The 16,270-nt window shown below is 58.0% G+C and carries 16 protein-coding genes; 6 read left to right on the top strand and 10 right to left on the bottom strand.

The window, feature by feature from the left end; genetic code table 11:
* The 6 genes from ACIOZM_RS14825 to ACIOZM_RS14850 all read right to left on the bottom strand — a co-directional run.
* Positions 1-617, bottom strand: a 617-nt coding sequence (locus tag ACIOZM_RS14825; protein ID WP_401215040.1) for an amino acid ABC transporter permease, incomplete at its 3' end; no start/stop codon positions are given.
* A gap of 195 nt (positions 618-812) precedes the next feature.
* Positions 813-1,739, bottom strand: a complete 927-nt coding sequence (locus ACIOZM_RS14830; RefSeq protein ID WP_401215042.1) for a glutamate/aspartate ABC transporter substrate-binding protein — start codon at positions 1,737-1,739, stop codon at positions 813-815.
* A gap of 428 nt (positions 1,740-2,167) precedes the next feature.
* A complete protein-coding gene (gene glpD / locus ACIOZM_RS14835; RefSeq protein ID WP_401215045.1) occupies positions 2,168-3,706 on the bottom strand; it encodes a glycerol-3-phosphate dehydrogenase in 1,539 nt (512 codons plus the stop codon).
* Positions 3,707-4,025: 319 nt separating this feature from the next.
* Complete coding sequence (locus ACIOZM_RS14840) at positions 4,026-4,781, bottom strand: DeoR/GlpR family transcriptional regulator (protein ID WP_007953179.1); 756 nt, start codon at positions 4,779-4,781, stop codon at positions 4,026-4,028.
* Positions 4,782-4,876: 95 nt separating this feature from the next.
* Positions 4,877-6,379: a glycerol kinase GlpK gene (gene glpK / locus ACIOZM_RS14845; protein WP_401215047.1), complete on the bottom strand. Its 1,503-nt coding sequence runs from the start codon at positions 6,377-6,379 to the stop codon at positions 4,877-4,879.
* 78 nt (positions 6,380-6,457) lie between these two features.
* Positions 6,458-7,309, bottom strand: a complete 852-nt coding sequence (locus ACIOZM_RS14850; RefSeq protein ID WP_401215050.1) for an MIP/aquaporin family protein — start codon at positions 7,307-7,309, stop codon at positions 6,458-6,460.
* A gap of 361 nt (positions 7,310-7,670) precedes the next feature.
* Between ACIOZM_RS14850 and ybaK the strand changes: the two genes are divergently transcribed.
* Both ybaK and ACIOZM_RS14860 read left to right on the top strand, forming a co-directional pair.
* Positions 7,671-8,141 carry a Cys-tRNA(Pro) deacylase gene (gene ybaK, locus ACIOZM_RS14855; RefSeq protein WP_401215052.1) on the top strand — a complete coding sequence of 157 codons (471 nt, stop codon included), beginning with the start codon at positions 7,671-7,673 and terminating at the stop codon, positions 8,139-8,141.
* Between the two features lie 95 nt (positions 8,142-8,236).
* Positions 8,237-9,019: a PhzF family phenazine biosynthesis protein gene (locus ACIOZM_RS14860; RefSeq protein ID WP_401215055.1), complete on the top strand. Its 783-nt coding sequence runs from the start codon at positions 8,237-8,239 to the stop codon at positions 9,017-9,019.
* 119 nt (positions 9,020-9,138) lie between these two features.
* Here ACIOZM_RS14860 and ACIOZM_RS14865 read toward each other — a convergent pair whose 3' ends face one another.
* Positions 9,139-10,248, bottom strand: coding sequence for an ABC transporter ATP-binding protein (locus ACIOZM_RS14865; RefSeq protein ID WP_401215057.1), 1,110 nt, complete (start codon positions 10,246-10,248; stop codon positions 9,139-9,141).
* Positions 10,245-11,165 (bottom strand): ornithine carbamoyltransferase, encoded by a 921-nt coding sequence (gene argF, locus ACIOZM_RS14870; RefSeq protein WP_401215060.1) that lies wholly within the window; start codon positions 11,163-11,165, stop codon positions 10,245-10,247. Before argF ends, ACIOZM_RS14865 begins: the two co-directional genes overlap by 4 nt.
* Positions 11,166-11,567: 402 nt before the next feature.
* On the opposite strand from argF, the gene ACIOZM_RS14875 reads away from it, so the two are divergent.
* The 3 genes from ACIOZM_RS14875 (at position 11,568) to grxD (ending at position 14,540) form a co-directional block, all read left to right on the top strand.
* A complete protein-coding gene (locus ACIOZM_RS14875) occupies positions 11,568-11,858 on the top strand; it encodes a hypothetical protein (RefSeq protein WP_401215063.1) in 291 nt (96 codons plus the stop codon).
* Positions 11,859-11,995: 137 nt separating this feature from the next.
* Positions 11,996-14,101, top strand: a complete 2,106-nt coding sequence (locus tag ACIOZM_RS14880; RefSeq protein ID WP_401215065.1) for a molybdopterin oxidoreductase family protein — start codon at positions 11,996-11,998, stop codon at positions 14,099-14,101.
* A 97-nt stretch (positions 14,102-14,198) separates the two neighbouring features.
* Positions 14,199-14,540, top strand: coding sequence for a Grx4 family monothiol glutaredoxin (gene grxD / locus ACIOZM_RS14885; RefSeq protein WP_218439709.1), 342 nt, complete (start codon positions 14,199-14,201; stop codon positions 14,538-14,540).
* A gap of 131 nt (positions 14,541-14,671) precedes the next feature.
* Here grxD and bfr read toward each other — a convergent pair whose 3' ends face one another.
* Together bfr and ACIOZM_RS14895 are read right to left on the bottom strand one after the other, a co-directional pair.
* The gene (gene bfr, locus ACIOZM_RS14890; RefSeq protein WP_401215067.1) at positions 14,672-15,148 is read right to left on the bottom strand and encodes a bacterioferritin; all 477 of its coding nucleotides are present in this window, start codon (positions 15,146-15,148) and stop codon (positions 14,672-14,674) included.
* Positions 15,149-15,349: 201 nt separating this feature from the next.
* A complete protein-coding gene (locus ACIOZM_RS14895) occupies positions 15,350-15,568 on the bottom strand; it encodes a bacterioferritin-associated ferredoxin (RefSeq protein WP_003227725.1) in 219 nt (72 codons plus the stop codon).
* A gap of 313 nt (positions 15,569-15,881) precedes the next feature.
* Between ACIOZM_RS14895 and ACIOZM_RS14900 the strand changes: the two genes are divergently transcribed.
* Positions 15,882-16,270, top strand: a 389-nt coding sequence (locus ACIOZM_RS14900) for a redoxin domain-containing protein (RefSeq protein WP_401215070.1), incomplete at its 3' end; no start/stop codon positions are given.

A 16,270-nucleotide genomic window follows, 5' to 3' on the forward strand; every position in this document is an offset into this window, starting at 1 on the left:
GCTCGTCCGATATCGGTCTGTTTGGGTTGCGCCAGCAATTCCATCAGGCCGATCAGGGACGCCACGGAGGAGTTCTTGAAGACGTTGAGGAATTCCGAGGTAAGCGGCGGAATGATGATCCGGTAGGCCTGGGGCAGCAGCACGTTCCAGTAGATCTGTGGCAGCTTGAAGCCCATCGCACGAGCGGCTGATTCCTGGCCGCGCGGCAGCGCCTGGATGCCGGTGCGCACTTGTTCGCAGACACGGGCAGCGGTAAACAGACCCAGGCACACGACAACGCTCAGGTAAGCCGAGGTGGTCGGGTTGAGGTCTTGTTTGTACCAGTCCTGCAGGTTCTGCGGCAGCATGTCCGGAATCAGGAAGTACCAGATGAACAGTTGCACCAGCAGCGGTACGTTGCGAAACAGTTCCACGTAGCAGGTCGCGATGCCCGATACGAGACGGTTTGGCACCGTGCGCATGACCCCCAGAACGGAGCCCAGCAACAAGGCGACGATCCATGCCACGACAGCGATGGCGATGGTCCAGCCCAAACCGGAGATGTACCAGTCGAGATAAGTCTCGCTGCCCACGCCGGTGGACTTGAAGAACACGCCCCAGTCCCAGTTGTAATTCATTAGGGTCTCCCCTCGAAATCGATCGATGTACAAGCACCCGCTTGGGGAAAATCCTTTCCCACCCGACGTTGAACGTCAGGCACACGCGATCGGCTCGGAAACCGCCAGGTCGAGTGTTCCAAAAGTGAAGCCAGCAGGTAGTAACAGACGCCTGAGGGAGGGTTGGCTCCCTCAGGAGATAAGGTTAGTCAGGATTTAGATCTTTACGTCCGGAGCCGGCTTGTCGCTCGGGTTCTCGATCAGTTTCTTGACCTGTTCGCTCATCTTGAAGTTCAGGTTGAGGTTTTTTGGCGGGATCGGCTGGGTGAACCACTTGTCGTAGATCTTGTTGATCTCGCCAGATTTGTACAGGCCGACAATGGCGTCATCCACGGCTTTCTTGAAGGCCGGGTCGTCTTTGCGAACCATGCAGGCGTAGGCTTCAAAGGACTGTGGAGTACCAGTGATGATCCAGTCATTCGGCTTCTTGGCCTTGGCTTCTTCACCGGCCAGCAGGGCGTCGTCCATCATGAAGGCAACGGCGCGGCCGCTTTCCAGCATCTGGAAGGATTCGCCGTGGTCTTTGGCGGAGATGACGTTCATGCCCATTTGCTTGTCGGCGTTCATCGCTTTGATGATGCGCTCGGACGTGGTGCCAGCGGTGGTCACGACGTTCTTGCCTTTGAGGTCAGCGAAGTCTTTGTAGGACGGGTTGCCATCCTTGTCTTTCTTGACCAGCAGGCGGGTGCCGATTTCGAACATGTTGACGGTGAAATCAACTTGCTGCGCGCGTTCGGCGTTGTTGGTGGTGGAGCCGCACTCGATGTCCACGGTGCCGTTCTGCACCAGCGGAATACGGGTCTGCGAGGTGACCAGGTTGTACTTGGCCTGCAGATCAGGTTTGTTCAGGTCTTTTTTCAGGGCTTCAACGATGGCCAGCTGAATGTCGTGGGAGTAGCCCACTGGTTTGCCCGAAGCGTCCGCGATGTAGGAAAACGGAATGGAGCTGTCGCGGTGGCCCAGGGTGATGGTGCCGGAGTCGTTGATTTTCTTCAGGGTGCCGGTGAGTTCGGCGGCGAAAACTGGAGTGCTGATCAGAGCAGCAGCGATAGCTGCGCCCAAAATATGGGGAACGATGCGCATCAAATTTTCCTCGAATTGTTTTTTTTATGGAGCCAGTTCGTCGGCCCTTTTGTGCTTCGAATGCCTGACGGCTCCTGAAGTGTTGGCACGGCAGGCATTCGTCGAGAGAGTGTAGAGCATGAGTCGTGCCATACCAGTGGCATACATTCAAGATGTTGATTTATAAGGAGATTAAGATTTTGTGGCGGTGTTTTTTCGCTTAACTGATCCGGTTTACCGAATTGACTGCAGGGTCGCGTTCGGAAAACCGAATGGTGAAACCTGTAGGAGTGAGCCTGCTCGCGATGGCGGTACATCAGTCACCAATGATTTGTCTGACCTGGCGCTATCGCGAGCAGGCTCACTTCTAAAGGAACAGTCGTGTGGCCGGCAAATGAAAAAGCCCCTGAATCGTTAGATTCAGGGGCTTTCGTTTAGCCAGTGTAAAGTCAGGCTGCTTCAATCTTGCTGCGGTTCTGCTCTACTTTTCCCAGATACACCGCCAGTTTTTCCTGTTCCTGCGGAGTAGTGAACAAGCCCAGCTTGCTGCGGCGCCACAGAATGTCGTGCGCCGTGGTGGCCCATTCTTCGCTGCACAGGTAATCGACTTCACGGGTGTAGAGCCCGCCGCCGAGGTGTTCGCCCATGTCGTTCAGGGTTTCCACGCCTTCAAGCATGCGCCAGGTGCGGCTGCCGTAGGTGGTGGACCAACGGCGAGCGATCTCGGTTGGCACGAAGTCGAACTTGTCGCGGATCAGCGCGCTCAAGGCCTGCGGCGTGGTCATGTCTTCGCCGCCGGGCAGGGTCGCGCTGGCGGTCCAGCTCGGACGCATCTGGGTGAAGTACGGCATCAGTTGCGCCATCGCCGACTCGGCGAGTTTGCGGTAGGTGGTCAGCTTGCCGCCGAACACCGACAGCAGCGGCGCTTCTTCACCGCCGCCAGACAGCGCGAGGGTGTAATCGCGGGTCACGGCCGATGGGTTGTCGGACTCGTCGTTGCACAGCGGACGTACGCCCGAGTAGCTGTGCTGAATGTCGTCGCGGCTGATCTGCTTCTTGAAGTGCGCGTTGACCACCTTCAGCAAGTAATCGGTTTCGCCATCGGTGATTGCCACTTTCGCCGGATCGCCGGTGTACTCACGGTCGGTGGTGCCGATCAGGGTGAAGTGGTTCAGGTACGGAATAGTGAAAACGATGCGCTGATCTTCGTTTTGCAGGATATGCGCGTGATCGCCTTCATACAGCTTCGGCACGATGATGTGGCTGCCCTGAATCAGACGGATGCCGTACGGCGATTCCATCTTCAGGTCATCACGGATGAACTTGGCGACCCACGGGCCAGCTGCGTTCACCAGCGCTTTGGCGGTGATCGAAAACAGGCTGCCGTCGGCGCGTTCGAGGTTCAGATGCCACAGGCCTTTGGCGCGACGAGCGCTGACGCAACGGGTCTGAGTGTGAACGTGGGCGCCTTTTTCACGGGCGGCCATGGCGTTGAGCACCACGAGGCGGGCGTCATCGACCCAGCAATCGGAGTATTCGAAGCCTTTCTTGATTTCGCTTTTCAGCGCGCTGTCGGCACCGAACTTGAGACTCCGTGAGCCAGCGAGTTTTTCGCGCTTGCCGAGGTTGTCATAAAGGAACAGGCCGGCACGGATCATCCACGCCGGGCGCAGGTGCGGACGGTGCGGCAGCACAAAGCGCATCGGCTTGACGATGTGCGGCGCCTTGGCCAGCAGCACTTCACGTTCGGCCAGTGCTTCACGCACCAGACGGAATTCGTAATGTTCGAGATAGCGCAGACCACCGTGGATCAGCTTGCTGCTGGCCGACGACGTGTGGCTGGCGAGGTCATCCTTTTCGCAAAGGAACACCGAGAGGCCGCGACCGGCGGCATCTGCTGCGATCCCCACGCCATTGATCCCGCCGCCGATCACGGCGATATCGTAGACCTCGGAGAGAGGGGGCGTAGGCAAGGTAGAAGTGGGCATCGGCTGGCCTCGGGCTCTTTTGATTTTCGTATTGGAAATCGAACATGAATGTTCATTTGCGAAAATGGTAGCCCATAAAGACGCGCACAGCCAGTCGCGTTCGATTGAAAATACTCATCGAAGGGCGATTAAAGGAAAATTTTCGAACATTATTGAGGCGGGGGGATGCTCTTTGTGGCGAGGGGATTTATCCCCGTCGGGTTGCGCAGCAGCCCCAAAAACAGAAGTCGGAATGTACCTGATACACCGCGAGTCATGATTTCGCGACTGCTGCGCAGCCGAACGGGGATAAATCCCCTCGCCACAGGGGAGCTTGGAGTTAAACGACTTCCAGACGAATCTTGTGCTGGCTCAGCAATTGCGCCAGCGCCGGCACCGGCTGCTGATCAGTCACCAGGCAATCAATCAGGCTGATCGGTCCAAGCCTGATCATCGCGTTACGTCCGAACTTGCTCGAGTCCGCCGCCAGAATCACTTGACGCGCATTGGCGATGATCGCCTGCGACACCCGCACTTCCTGATAATCGAAATCGAGCAGGCTGCCGTCTTCGTCGATGCCGCTGATACCGACCAGCGCGAAATCGACCTTGAACTGATTGATGAAGTCCACGCTCGCCTGACCGACCACGCCGCCGTCGCGACGCACATTGCCGCCAGTCAGCAGGACATCGAAGTCATCCTTGGCGCTGAGCATCGAGGCGACGTGCAGGTTGTTGGTGATGATTTTCAGATGGCTGTGATTGAGCAGGGCGCGGGCAATCGATTCGGTGGTGGTACCGATATTGATGAACAGCGAGGCGTGGTCGGGGATCTGGGCGGCGATGGCTTCACCGATGCGTTGCTTTTCATCGCGCATCTGATCGGCGCGCATCGCATAGGCAGTGTTTTCGACGCTGGAATCATAGGCCGCGCCGCCATGGTAGCGACGCAACAGATTGGCTTCCGCAAGCTGATTGATATCGCGGCGGATGGTTTGCGGGGTAACGACGAACAGCGTAGCCATTTCCTCGATGCTCACATAGCCGCGTTCGCGGACCAGCTCGAGGATTTGCTGCTGACGGGGAGGCAGATTCATGGGGCTTCCTTTGGGCTGCCGTGCAAAATTTGCCCATGATGCCGCAGGAATCCGCTCCCTACCAGTTTCCAGCCTTAGTCAGTCCTCAGACTGGCTTATTCAGCGTCCTCACGCGCCCAGTCACGGGTACGGCTGACGGCTTTTTTCCAGCCTTTATAGAGCTTCTCTTTCTCGACTTCATCCAGGCTCGGTTCGAACTCGCGCTCGATTACCGCTTTGCCACGCAGTTCATCCAGGCTGCCCCAGAAGCCGCACGCCAGACCGGCCAGGTACGCAGCGCCGAGGGCGGTGGTTTCGCGCATTTGCGGGCGCTCGACCTGGGTGCCGAGGATGTCGGCCTGGAATTGCATCAGGAAGTTGTTGGCCACTGCGCCGCCGTCTACACGCAGGGCTTTGAGGCGTTCGCCGGAGTCCTGCTGCATGGCGTCGAGCACGTCACGGGTCTGGTAGGCGATCGATTCCAGCGCGGCGCGGATGATGTGATCCACGCGCACGCCGCGAGTCAGGCCGAACAGTGCACCACGGGCATACGGGTCCCAGTACGGCGCGCCCAGACCGGTAAATGCCGGCACCAGGTACACGCCGTTGCTGTCCTTGACCTTGTTGGCGAAGTATTCGGTGTCGTGAGCGTCGTTGATGATTTTCAGCTCATCACGCAGCCACTGCACGGTCGAACCGCCGTTGAATACCGCGCCTTCCAGTGCGTAAGCCACTTCGCCGCGTGGGCCGCAAGCGATAGTGGTGAGCATGCCATGTTGGGATTTCACCGCTTTGTCGCCGGTGTTCATCAGCAGGAAGCAGCCAGTGCCGTAGGTGTTTTTTGCCTGACCCGGCTCAACGCACATCTGGCCGAACAGCGCAGCCTGCTGGTCGCCAGCGATACCGCCGATGGCGATGCCGCTCTTGGTGTGGCCATAGATTTCCGAGGAGGCTTTCACTTCCGGGAGCATTTCGCGCGGGATATCGAGGATCTCCAGCATCTTCGCGTCCCACTCCAGCGAGTGGATGTTGAAGAGCATGGTGCGCGAGGCGTTGGTGTAGTCGGTGACGTGGACCTTGCCGCCAGTGAATTTCCAGATCAGCCAGCTATCAACGGTGCCGAACAGCAGTTCGCCGTTGCGCGCACGTTCGCGGCTGCCTTCGACGTTGTCGAGAATCCACTTGAGTTTGGTGCCGGAGAAGTACGGGTCGGTGACCAGACCGGTGGTGTCGCTGATGTATTGCTCGTGACCGTCGCGCTTGAGCTGCTGGCAGATCTCGGTGCTGCGGCGGCACTGCCAGACGATCGCGTTGTAGACCGGACGACCGGTGGTCTTGTCCCAGACCACGGTGGTTTCACGCTGGTTGGTGATACCAATGGCGGCAACCTGATCGTGATGCAGACCAGCCTGAGCCAGCGCTTCAACCATCACCGCGCTCTGGGTGGCGAAGATTTCCATCGGATCGTGTTCGACCCAACCGGCTTGCGGGTAATGCTGGGCGAATTCGCGTTGTGCGGTGCAGACCACGTTCGCGTCGCGGTCGAAAATGATCGCGCGGGAGCTGGTCGTACCCTGATCAAGGGCAATGATGTAGTTCTTATTCTGAATGTCGGTCATGTCGATTGCCTTGGACGAAATAAGGGAGAGTGGGCCGTGGCGCGGGCTCGAAATGGGCAGGAGCCCGCGCCGACTGTTTCAAGAAGTTCTTGGTTTGCCGTCAATGGCCGGTTCTGCATCCTTTGTAGCAGGTGTGGCGCCGGTCAGGTGACGGGCGATAAGCCCGCGATACCCGGCGGCGCCGAGGCAGGCACCGACAATCGGTGCAAAAATCGGAATCAGGAAATACGGAATATCGCGGCCACCGGTGAAGGAAATTTCACCCCAGCCAGCAAAGAAAGTCATCAGCTTGGGACCGAAGTCACGCGCCGGGTTCATCGCGAAACCGGTCAGCGGGCCCATCGAACTGCCGATCACGGCAATCAGCAAACCGATCAGCAGTGGTGCCATCGGGCCTTTCGGCAAGCCGTTGTTGTCGTCGGTCAGGGCCATGATCACGCCCATCAGAATCGCGGTGATGATCATCTCGACCAGGAACGCCTGTGCGGTAGACAGCACTGGATTCGGGAACGTCGAGAACACCGAGGCCAACTCAAGGCTGGCCGCCGAGCCACGAACCATGTGGTGAGTTTGTTCGAAATCGAAGAACAGGTTGCTGTACAGCGTGTAAACCAGCAACGCGCCGCAGAAGGCGCCGGCAATCTGCGAAAGGATATAGAACGGCAGTTTGCGCTTTTCAAAGTCAGCGAAAATGCTCAGGGCGATACTCACGGCAGGGTTCAGGTGCGCGCCGGAAACCCCGGCGGTCAAGTAGATCGCCATGCTCACGCCGACGCCCCAGATGATGCTGATTTCCCACAGGCCGAAGCTGGCGCCCGCGACTTTGAGCGCGGCGACACAGCCAGTGCCGAAAAAGATCAGGAGTGCAGTACCCAGAAACTCAGCCATGCATTGGCTGGATAGCGATGGTTGTTGTAAAGCAGTTGTCATTGAAAACCTCGGTTTTTGTTGTTGTCTGACGCTTTTGCCTACAAGGCAAGGCGCGATTTTCGCCGAGGCAGAATCCCCATTCTGTTCCCGGTTTACTGCTGGGTGCTGCTGTAAGGATAATTCTTACATTATTCAGATTCGAAAAAATATAGACAAGAAACAAACCTGTCAAAGGTCGAAAGTGAACCATCAGTCACATTAGAACTATCAGTGGCATGAATGACTCTTTGGATGCTCTCTATTGTGCGGATCTGAAATTCCGGCAAGCCCTTGGAAACACGGGCGGGATAGAGCCTTTTATCAGCGGATCGCCTAGAATTCGGCGCAGGATTTTTCTGCCACTGCCGAGCCTGGAGCTGCCATGACCCCTGCGTTGGACTTGTTGAAAAAAGTTCGTGCCGAACATCGCGTGCACAGTTACGAACATGACCCCAAGGCTGCGTCTTATGGTCTGGAGGCCGCGGAAAAACTGGGACTGGCGCCCGCTCAGGTGTTCAAGACGCTGCTGGCGGCGAGCGAGAAGGGCGAATTACTGGTGGCGGTGGTGCCGGTCGTCGGAACGCTTGACCTCAAAGGACTGGCGCACGCCGCTGGCGTAAAGAAAGTCGAAATGGCCGACCCGGCCGCCGCGCAACGGTCCACCGGTTATTTGTTGGGTGGCATCAGCCCGTTGGGGCAGAAGAAGCGTCTGCGTACTTTCATCGATAACTCGGCCCAGGCTTTTGCCACTATTTATGTCAGTGCCGGCCGACGAGGGCTGGAAGTCGAATTGGCTCCCACAGTGTTGGCTGAGCACACTCAGGCACAGTTCGCCGACATCGGGCGTGCCTGACCATCTGAGCTGTATGACGAAAATTCAGCGGTTCTGTCACTGGCGGTGATCAAGTCAGCGTTGCATGCTCTGCCGACGAACCAGGGGAGAAGGTTATGCAGCTTGAGTTTCATCAGGTCGACGCGTTCAGTGATCGGCCATTCAGTGGTAACCCGGCGATTGTCTATCGGCTCGACGCCTGGCTGGCCGATGAGTTGATGCAGAAAATCGCCGCCGAACACAATCTGGCGGAAACCGCGTTTCTGGTACGTGAGGGATCGGTCTGGCATATCCGCTGGTTCACCCCGGCCACCGAAGTGCCGCTGTGCGGGCATGCGACGCTGGCCAGCGCTTATGTGTTGTTCGAGGTCTACAAAGAAGCCACTGGGCGTCTGGACTTCATCTGCAAGTCCGGCCCGTTGAGTGTCACTCGTGAAGGCGCGCGCTTGTGGCTGGATTTCCCGGCGATGGAGCCTGCGGCAATCGACATGACCCCGGATATCGAACGCGCGCTGGGTGTGCGGGCGGTGGAGATACTGGGGGCCAACAAGTTGTTCGTGGTGCTGGAGTCCGAGCAAGCAGTGCTCGACTGCAAACCGGACATGGTCGCGCTGGCCAAGCTGCCTTGGCCGGGTGTCATCATCACTGCACAGGGCAATCAGCATGATTTTGTCTCACGCTTCTTTGCTCCTGCCATTGGTATCAACGAAGACGCGGTTACTGGTTCGGCGCATTGCAGCCTGATTCCGTACTGGGCGAAGCGCTTGGACAAAACCAGTCTGAGCGCCTATCAGCGTTCGGCGCGGGGCGGGGAGTTGTTCTGTCGGCTGGAGGGTGATCGGGTGAAGATCGGCGGGAATGCGACCCTCGTTGCGAGCGGCACACTAGTTCTTGGCTGATAACCCAAACCAACTGTGGGAGCTAGCCTGCTAGCGATTTCGGTATGTCAGTCAATTCAATCTCGACTGATACACCGCCATCGCCAGCAGGCTAGCTCCCACAGTGGATAGGAGTTGAATCAGAATGTGGCGCTGAATCGGCGTACGCCGTTTTCCACTGGCGGAATATGCGCCGCCGTGCTGCCGGAAGCCTGGAACAACACCAGATGTTCCGCCGCCACCCGAATCCCCACATCCGCACCGATCTGATGGTCGGCATGGCTCGGGAAGATCGACTCAAGTTGCGCACCCGTCGGCAGTTGCAGACGATACAAAGTCGATGCGCCCAGGAACGTCTTGCCGACAATCCGTGCCTTCAATGCGCTGTCCGGCGCATAAACGATGTCATCCGGACGCAGCAACACATCCACCGCACCGCCAATCGGCCAGGTGTAGGCACGATTGCCACGCAGTTCACCGAGTTCGGTCTGCACCGATTCCGGGCTGCCGAGCTGACCGCGAATGAAGTAACCCTGACCGATGAAGCTGGCAACAAACGGTGTCGCTGGTTCGTGGTAGAGGTTGTACGGCGTGTCCCACTGTTCCAGTCGACCTTCCTTGAACACGCCAACGTGATCGCTGACGGCGAAGGCTTCTTCCTGGTCGTGAGTCACCAGAATCGCACTGGTGCCACGGGCCTTGAGGATGTCGCGCACTTCATGGCTGAGCTTGCGCCGCAGTTCGCCATCAAGGTTGGAGAAAGGTTCGTCGAGCAGCAGCAGTTGCGGCTCGGGCGCCAAGGCGCGGGCGAGGGCAACACGTTGTTGCTGACCACCGGACAACTCGTGCGGGAAGCGCTTGCCGAGGCCTTTGAGGTTGACCAGTTCCAGCAGTTCTTCTGTCACGCGATCCTTGTGCGGATGCTTGCGGATGCCGAAGGCGATGTTGTCTGCAACGCTCAGATGCGGGAACAGTGCGTAGTCCTGAAACACCATGCCGATCCGGCGTTTTTCCGGCGCGAGGGTGAAACCGGCGCTGGAGATGGTCTCACCACCGAGCTGGATTTCCCCTTCGTGCACCGGTTCGAAACCGGCAATGGCGCGCAGGGTGGTGGTCTTGCCGCAGCCGGAAGAGCCGAGCAGGCACCCGATGTCACCGGCGTTGAGGTGCAGATTGAGGTTCTGCACCACACGTTGATCTTGATAGCCGCAAGCGAGGTTGCGCAGGTTCAGCAGTAATTCATGACTCATGCGTGGTGATATGCCGGTTCGACGAGGAACTCAAGCAGGGCCTTCTGTGCGTGGAGACGGTTTTCTGCCTGATCCCAGGCGACGGAGCGCGGGTCATCAAGCAGGTCGAGGCTGATTTCTTCGCCACGGTGCGCAGGCAGACAGTGCATGAACAGCACGTCCTCGGCAGCAAGGTCGAGCAGGGCACGGTTGACCTGGAACGGGGCGAACAACTTCAGACGCTTGGCAGTTTCCTCTTCCTGACCCATGGAAGTCCAGACGTCGGTGCTGACCAGATGTGCACCGCGCACGGCGTCCTGAGGATCGCGGACGATGGTCACACGATCACCGGCCTTGGCCACGAACTCGGCGTTCGGCTCGTAGCCTTGCGGGCAGGCGATGCGCAACTGGAAATCGAACTGGATCGCCGCTTCTATATAACTGTTGCACATATTGTTGCCGTCGCCGATCCAGGCCACGGTCTTGCCCTGAATCGAGCCACGGTGCTCAAGGAATGTCTGCATGTCGGCCAGCAACTGGCACGGGTGCAGATCATCGGAGAGGCCGTTGATCAGTGGCACACGCGAGTTGGCGGCGAATTCGGTCAGGGTGCTGTGGGAAAAGGTACGGATCATCACCGCATCGAGCATGCTCGACATGACGATGGCAGCGTCGCCGATCGGCTCGCCACGGCCCAGTTGGGTGTCGCGTGGCGAAAGGAAGATCGCCTGGCCGCCGAGCTGGATCATGCCGGCCTCGAAGGAAATCCGGGTACGGGTCGAGGACTTCTCGAAGATCATCCCCAGGACGCGGTTTTTCAGAGGCTCGAACAGTACGCCGCGGTTACGCAGGTCCTTGAGCTCAACGCCTCGACGGATCACGCTGACCAGCTCTTCGGGCGTGCAATCCATCAGGGAGAGAAAGTGCCTTGCGCTCATCATTGACTACCTTTTGCTACAAACCGCAGATGCTCAAAGCCTTGTTTAACGGAACAACGGGCGAGACCTGCGGCGTAAGCCGCACGTGGCGACGAAATAGGGGGAGGCGCGATATTGACACTAAATGTCGCGTTTTTCCAATAGGCTACGATTTTTGCAAGATTCGGATGGGCAACGGGATGTTGCAGTCGTGTCTTTACAGTAGATTTCCCGGTAACAGCGGGCCCATTTGTACACTGGCGCTGCGGGGCTTGGCAATCCGCCACGCCGGGGATGGCGCGCAGAGCGTCGCTTTACGACCGGTCAGCCACTGATTCGGCTCGACGGATGGCCAGCTGAAACATTTGCTAAAGCAAAGTGCTGGGTTATAAATAACTTTCGAGCGACGCAGGATGCCTCCGGATGGAATCGAAAGAACAATTGTTAATGGAATTACTGGGTCACACGGCCCGCTCGCTGACCCATCTCACCGCTTCGGTGACCTCGATGTCCTTCGAGTTGCTGCGCAGTGAAGACGAAGTGGTCAAGTCCGCCGGACGCCACATGATCGACCGTATGGCGACCATCAGTGCCGGGCTCGACGAGCATTGGCGATTGATCGGCGAACTCACGGGCGTACACGTTGCTCATGAGCAGATCGAAACCATTCAGGAAATCCAGCTGGCAGCGCCGCCGCAGCTCCCGTCAAGCTGAAGCTGAGGGTCTATCGGCTCGCCTGATGGCCGCCGATTCACAAGACGAACGTCGCTGGCGCACTGTCGGATCTGGCCCCATAGTTTTGTTTCCGCGGGCGACTACATGGCCCGTCCAAAACAAGACAGAGACTGGCCATGACCAAGACTCTCCATCACCGTGCCTGCCACCTGTGTGAAGCTATTTGCGGGCTGACCATCGAGACCACCGAAACCGATGGCGCCGTTGCGATCACCTCGATCAAGGGCGATGCACAGGACACGTTCAGTCGCGGCCACATCTGTCCCAAGGCTGTGGCTCTGCAAGATATCCAGAATGATCCCGACCGCCTGCGTCAGCCGATGCGCCGCGTGGGCAGCGAGTGGCTGCCCATCGAGTGGGATGAGGCTTTCGCGCTGGTGGCCGAGCGTCTGGCGGCAATCCAGGAGCGTCATGGGCAGAACGCCGTGGCGGTTTATCAGGGCAACCCGAGCGTGCATAACTACGGGCTGATGACCCACAGCAATTACTTTCTCGGCTTGTTGAAAACCCGCAATCGCTATTCCGCGACTTCGGTCGATCAATTGCCCCATCACCTGACCAGTCATTTGATGTACGGCCACGGTTTGCTGCTGCCGATTCCGGACATCGATCACACCGATTTCATGTTGATCCTCGGCGGCAATCCGCTGGCGTCGAACGGCAGCATCATGACCGTCCCGGACGTCGAAAAGCGCCTTAAAGCGATTCAGGCCCGGGGCGGCAAAGTGGTGGTGGTCGATCCGCGGCGCAGCGAGACGGCGGCGATGGCCGATCAGCATCTGTTCGTGCGCCCCGGTGGCGATGCGGCGCTGCTGTTTGGTCTGCTCAACACTTTGTTCAGCGAAGGCCTGACTCGCGAAAGTCATTTGCCGGTCAACGGTCTGGACGAGGTGCGGGCAGCGGTGGCGACGTTCACCGCCGAAGCCATGAGCCTTCTGTGCGCAGTGCCGGCCGAACAGATTCGCCAATTGGCCCGAGACTTCGCCGCCGCGCCGAGTGCGGTCTGTTATGGACGGATGGGTGTTTCGACCCAGGCCTTCGGCACGCTGTGCCATTGGGTGGTGCAGTTGATCAATCTGGTCACGGGCAATCTGGACCGCGTTGGCGGTGCGCTGTGCACCGAGCCGGCAGTGGATCTGGTGGCGACGACTTCGGGTGGGCATTTCAACCGTTGGCAAAGCCGTGTTTCCGGGCGCCCGGAGTACGCTGGTGAATTGCCCGTCTCGGCCCTGGCCGAAGAGATGCTGACGCCCGGCGAAGGGCAGATTCGTGCGTTGATCACCGTCGCCGGCAACCCGGTGCTGTCCACGCCGAACGGGCGGCAACTGGAGCAAGCGCTGGATGGTCTGGAGTTCATGGTCAGCGTCGATCTCTACATCAACGAAACCACGCGCTACGCGGACTTGATCCTGCCTTCGACATCGGCGCTGGAAAACGATCACTACGACACTACGTTCAATCTGTTCGCTGTGCGCAATGTCACCCGCTTCAATCGGGCTATCCTCGCCAAGCCTGAGGGGGCTCTGCACGATTGGGAGATCTTCGTCGGACTGGCCAAAGCCTTCGCGCTCAAGACCGACAAGGAACTGAAACCGACCATGCCGCCAGCGAAGATGATCGACATGGGCTTGCGCATGGGCCTCTACGGCGATGCATCGGAGCACAAGTTGTCGCTGGCGACCTTGTTCGATCATCCGCACGGGATTGATCTGGGCGCGCTGAAGCCGAATCTGGCGCCACGCCTGAAAACGGCGGATCAGCAGGTACAGGCCGCGCCACCGGCGATCCTTGCCGATCTTGCGCGGTTTGCTGCGTTGCAGGCGCCAGCCGTCGATGAGTTGTTGATGATCGGACGTCGGCATGTGCGCAGCAATAACTCGTGGATGCACAACTTTCATCGACTGGTGAAGGGCAAGCCGCGCCATCAATTGCTGATGCATCCGGATGATCTCGCCAGCCGTGGCCTGAGCGATGGGCAGTTGGTGCGCGTCAGTTCGCGGGTCGGGCAGATCGAAGTCGAAGTGCTCGGCAGTCTGGACATGATGAAAGGCGTAGTCAGCCTGCCGCACGGTTGGGGTCATGCACGGCCGGGGGTGCAGATGACGATTGCCAGCGGTCAGCCCGGCTCCAGTGCCAATGATTTGACCGATGAATGCCAACTCGACGAGTTGTCAGGCAACGCGGCATTGAATGGCGTGCCGGTGACCGTTGCAGCGGCTTGAACGAGTCTGTCGGGGAGACCGAGCATGGCGCTCGGGATTCCGTTACAATGCGCCACCGTGCCGACCCATGAGTCGGAAAGTTCAGCCGAGGTGCTCCATGGATATCATCGAAACGATTAAAGAGCAGATTGCTAACAACACCATTCTGCTTTACATGAAAGGCTCGCCGAATGCCCCGCAGTGCGGCTTCTCCGCGAAAGCTTCGCAGGCCGTGATGGCATGTGGTGAAAAGTTTGCTTACGTGGACATCCTGCAGAACCCGGAAATCCGCGCCAACCTGCCAAAGTACGCCAACTGGCCAACCTTCCCGCAACTGTGGGTCGGTGGTGAGCTGGTCGGCGGTAGCGACATCATGACCGAGATGGCTGCAGACGGTTCGTTGCAGACCACCATCAAGGCTGCTGTTGAAGCCGCTGCTGCAAACAAGTCCGAAGCCTGATCGGCTTCTGTAGGAGCGGGCTCGCTCGCTCCCACAGGAATTTCAGCCAGGTCTGAAATTCGGGTAATAAAAAGCCCCGCCACTCGAAAGAGGGCGGGGCTTTTTAGTGTCTCGAGTTCAGCGCTCGCTAATTACTCGTCTTCGCCCATCTGCGATTGCAGATAGTTCTCAAGACCGACTTTATCGATCAGGCCCAGTTGGGTTTCCAGCCAGTCGATATGTTCTTCTTCGGATTCAAGAATGTCTTCGAGCAGTTCACGGCTGCCGAAGTCGCCAACGGTTTCGCAATGCGCGATGGCGGTTTTCAGATCGGCGTGGCCGGTCTTCTCGATGCGCAGGTCGCACTCCAGCATTTCCTTGGTGTGCTCGCCGATGTGCAGCTTGCCCAGGTCCTGCACGTTCGGCAGGCCTTCCAGGAACAGGATGCGCTTGATCAGCTTGTCCGCGTGCTTCATCTCGTCGATGGATTCTTTGTATTCGTGCTTGCCCAGCTTGTTCAGGCCCCAATCTTCGTACATGCGTGCATGCAGGAAGTACTGATTGATCGCGACCAGCTCATTGGCAAGGATCTTGTTGAGATGCTGGATGACTGTAATGTCGCCTTTCATGATCGGAGTCCTGCCCTGTATTAGCTGTATATAAGGCGGAGTTTGAGCTTCGTACTTATAAGTGTCAAACCTAAGTTATTGAATAATATATGAAAATTAATCGGAATAAGAATGTTTGTGTTCCGCGTCTGAGCGCTAAGCAATTGATTTTCAGACATAAAAAAACCGGACATGAAGTCCGGTTCTTTGAAATAGGGGTTATTACGCAGCAGTAAATTCTACAGGGTAGGGGATCGCGGCCTGGGCAGTTTGCAGCTTGGTCAGGGTTTCGCGTACCACTTCCTTCGCCAGGCAGGCACATTTGCCGCATTGACTGGCTACGCCGGTAGCCTGGCGGACTTCTTTATAGCTGCAGCAACCTTCATAGATCGCTTCGCGGATCTGTCCGTCGGTGACGCCAGTGCAGAGACAAACATACATAAGTGAGAACCGTCGCTGGTTGTGACTCAATTGCGATGGATCTTAATGTTAACGAGAATGATTGTCAAAGTGCTTTCTGTAAGCTTTGTGAAGCAATCGTGAGTGACTGACGAACGGCAGTTAATGGCCAATTGCTAAGCCGCAGAATTCCGGTGAAGTTGGCCGGCTTCGGCAAAAACCGTTGAGGACAGGCTAAATACGCAGTGTATGATGGTCGGCCCTTGCGAAGGGGGTTCGTGTCACAGGGCTGTCGCCTCAGGGTGGCAGGCTGGCCCGGACCCTGAACTTCAAGTTTCTACACCAGGAGATATCAATGAGCGTAGTCGTAGGCAAACAAGCCCCTGACTGCACCGTGCCGGCCGTACTCGGCAATGGCGAGCTCGGTGACAGCTTCACCCTGTCCTCGGCCATCAAAGGCAAATACGGCCTGGTGTTCTTCTACCCACTGGACTTCACCTTCGTCTGCCCGTCCGAGCTGATCGCTCTGGACAACCGCATGGCTGACTTCAAGGCGCGTAACGTGGAAGTGGTCGCGGTGTCGATCGACTCGCACTTCACCCACAACGCATGGCGCAACACTCCAGTGAACAATGGCGGCATCGGCCAGGTGAAATACACCATGGCTGCCGACATGAAGCACGAAATCGCCAAGGCTTACGACGTTGAATCCGAAGGCGGCGTGGCTTTCCGTGGCGCGTTCCG

Source organism: Pseudomonas sp. NPDC087346, from assembly GCF_044744235.1.
Classification (GTDB): domain Bacteria; phylum Pseudomonadota; class Gammaproteobacteria; order Pseudomonadales; family Pseudomonadaceae; genus Aquipseudomonas.

Bases quoted from the DNA above. Each gene is read 5' to 3' on its own strand.
- ACIOZM_RS14830 (WP_401215042.1), bottom strand. From the start codon at position 1,739: ATGCGCATCGTTCCCCATATTTTGGGCGCAGCTATCGCTGCTGCTCTG.
- glpD (WP_401215045.1), bottom strand. From the start codon at position 3,706: ATGCCCACTTCTACCTTGCCTACGCCCCCTCTCTCCGAGGTCTACGAT.
- ACIOZM_RS14840 (WP_007953179.1), bottom strand. From the start codon at position 4,781: ATGAATCTGCCTCCCCGTCAGCAGCAAATCCTCGAGCTGGTCCGCGAA.
- glpK (WP_401215047.1), bottom strand. From the start codon at position 6,379: ATGACCGACATTCAGAATAAGAACTACATCATTGCCCTTGATCAGGGT.
- ACIOZM_RS14850 (WP_401215050.1), bottom strand. From the start codon at position 7,309: ATGACAACTGCTTTACAACAACCATCGCTATCCAGCCAATGCATGGCT.
- ybaK (WP_401215052.1), top strand. From the start codon at position 7,671: ATGACCCCTGCGTTGGACTTGTTGAAAAAAGTTCGTGCCGAACATCGC.
- ACIOZM_RS14860 (WP_401215055.1), top strand. From the start codon at position 8,237: ATGCAGCTTGAGTTTCATCAGGTCGACGCGTTCAGTGATCGGCCATTC.
- ACIOZM_RS14865 (WP_401215057.1), bottom strand. From the start codon at position 10,248: ATGAGTCATGAATTACTGCTGAACCTGCGCAACCTCGCTTGCGGCTAT.
- argF (WP_401215060.1), bottom strand. From the start codon at position 11,165: ATGAGCGCAAGGCACTTTCTCTCCCTGATGGATTGCACGCCCGAAGAG.
- ACIOZM_RS14875 (WP_401215063.1), top strand. From the start codon at position 11,568: ATGGAATCGAAAGAACAATTGTTAATGGAATTACTGGGTCACACGGCC.
- ACIOZM_RS14880 (WP_401215065.1), top strand. From the start codon at position 11,996: ATGACCAAGACTCTCCATCACCGTGCCTGCCACCTGTGTGAAGCTATT.
- grxD (WP_218439709.1), top strand. From the start codon at position 14,199: ATGGATATCATCGAAACGATTAAAGAGCAGATTGCTAACAACACCATT.
- bfr (WP_401215067.1), bottom strand. From the start codon at position 15,148: ATGAAAGGCGACATTACAGTCATCCAGCATCTCAACAAGATCCTTGCC.
- ACIOZM_RS14895 (WP_003227725.1), bottom strand. From the start codon at position 15,568: ATGTATGTTTGTCTCTGCACTGGCGTCACCGACGGACAGATCCGCGAA.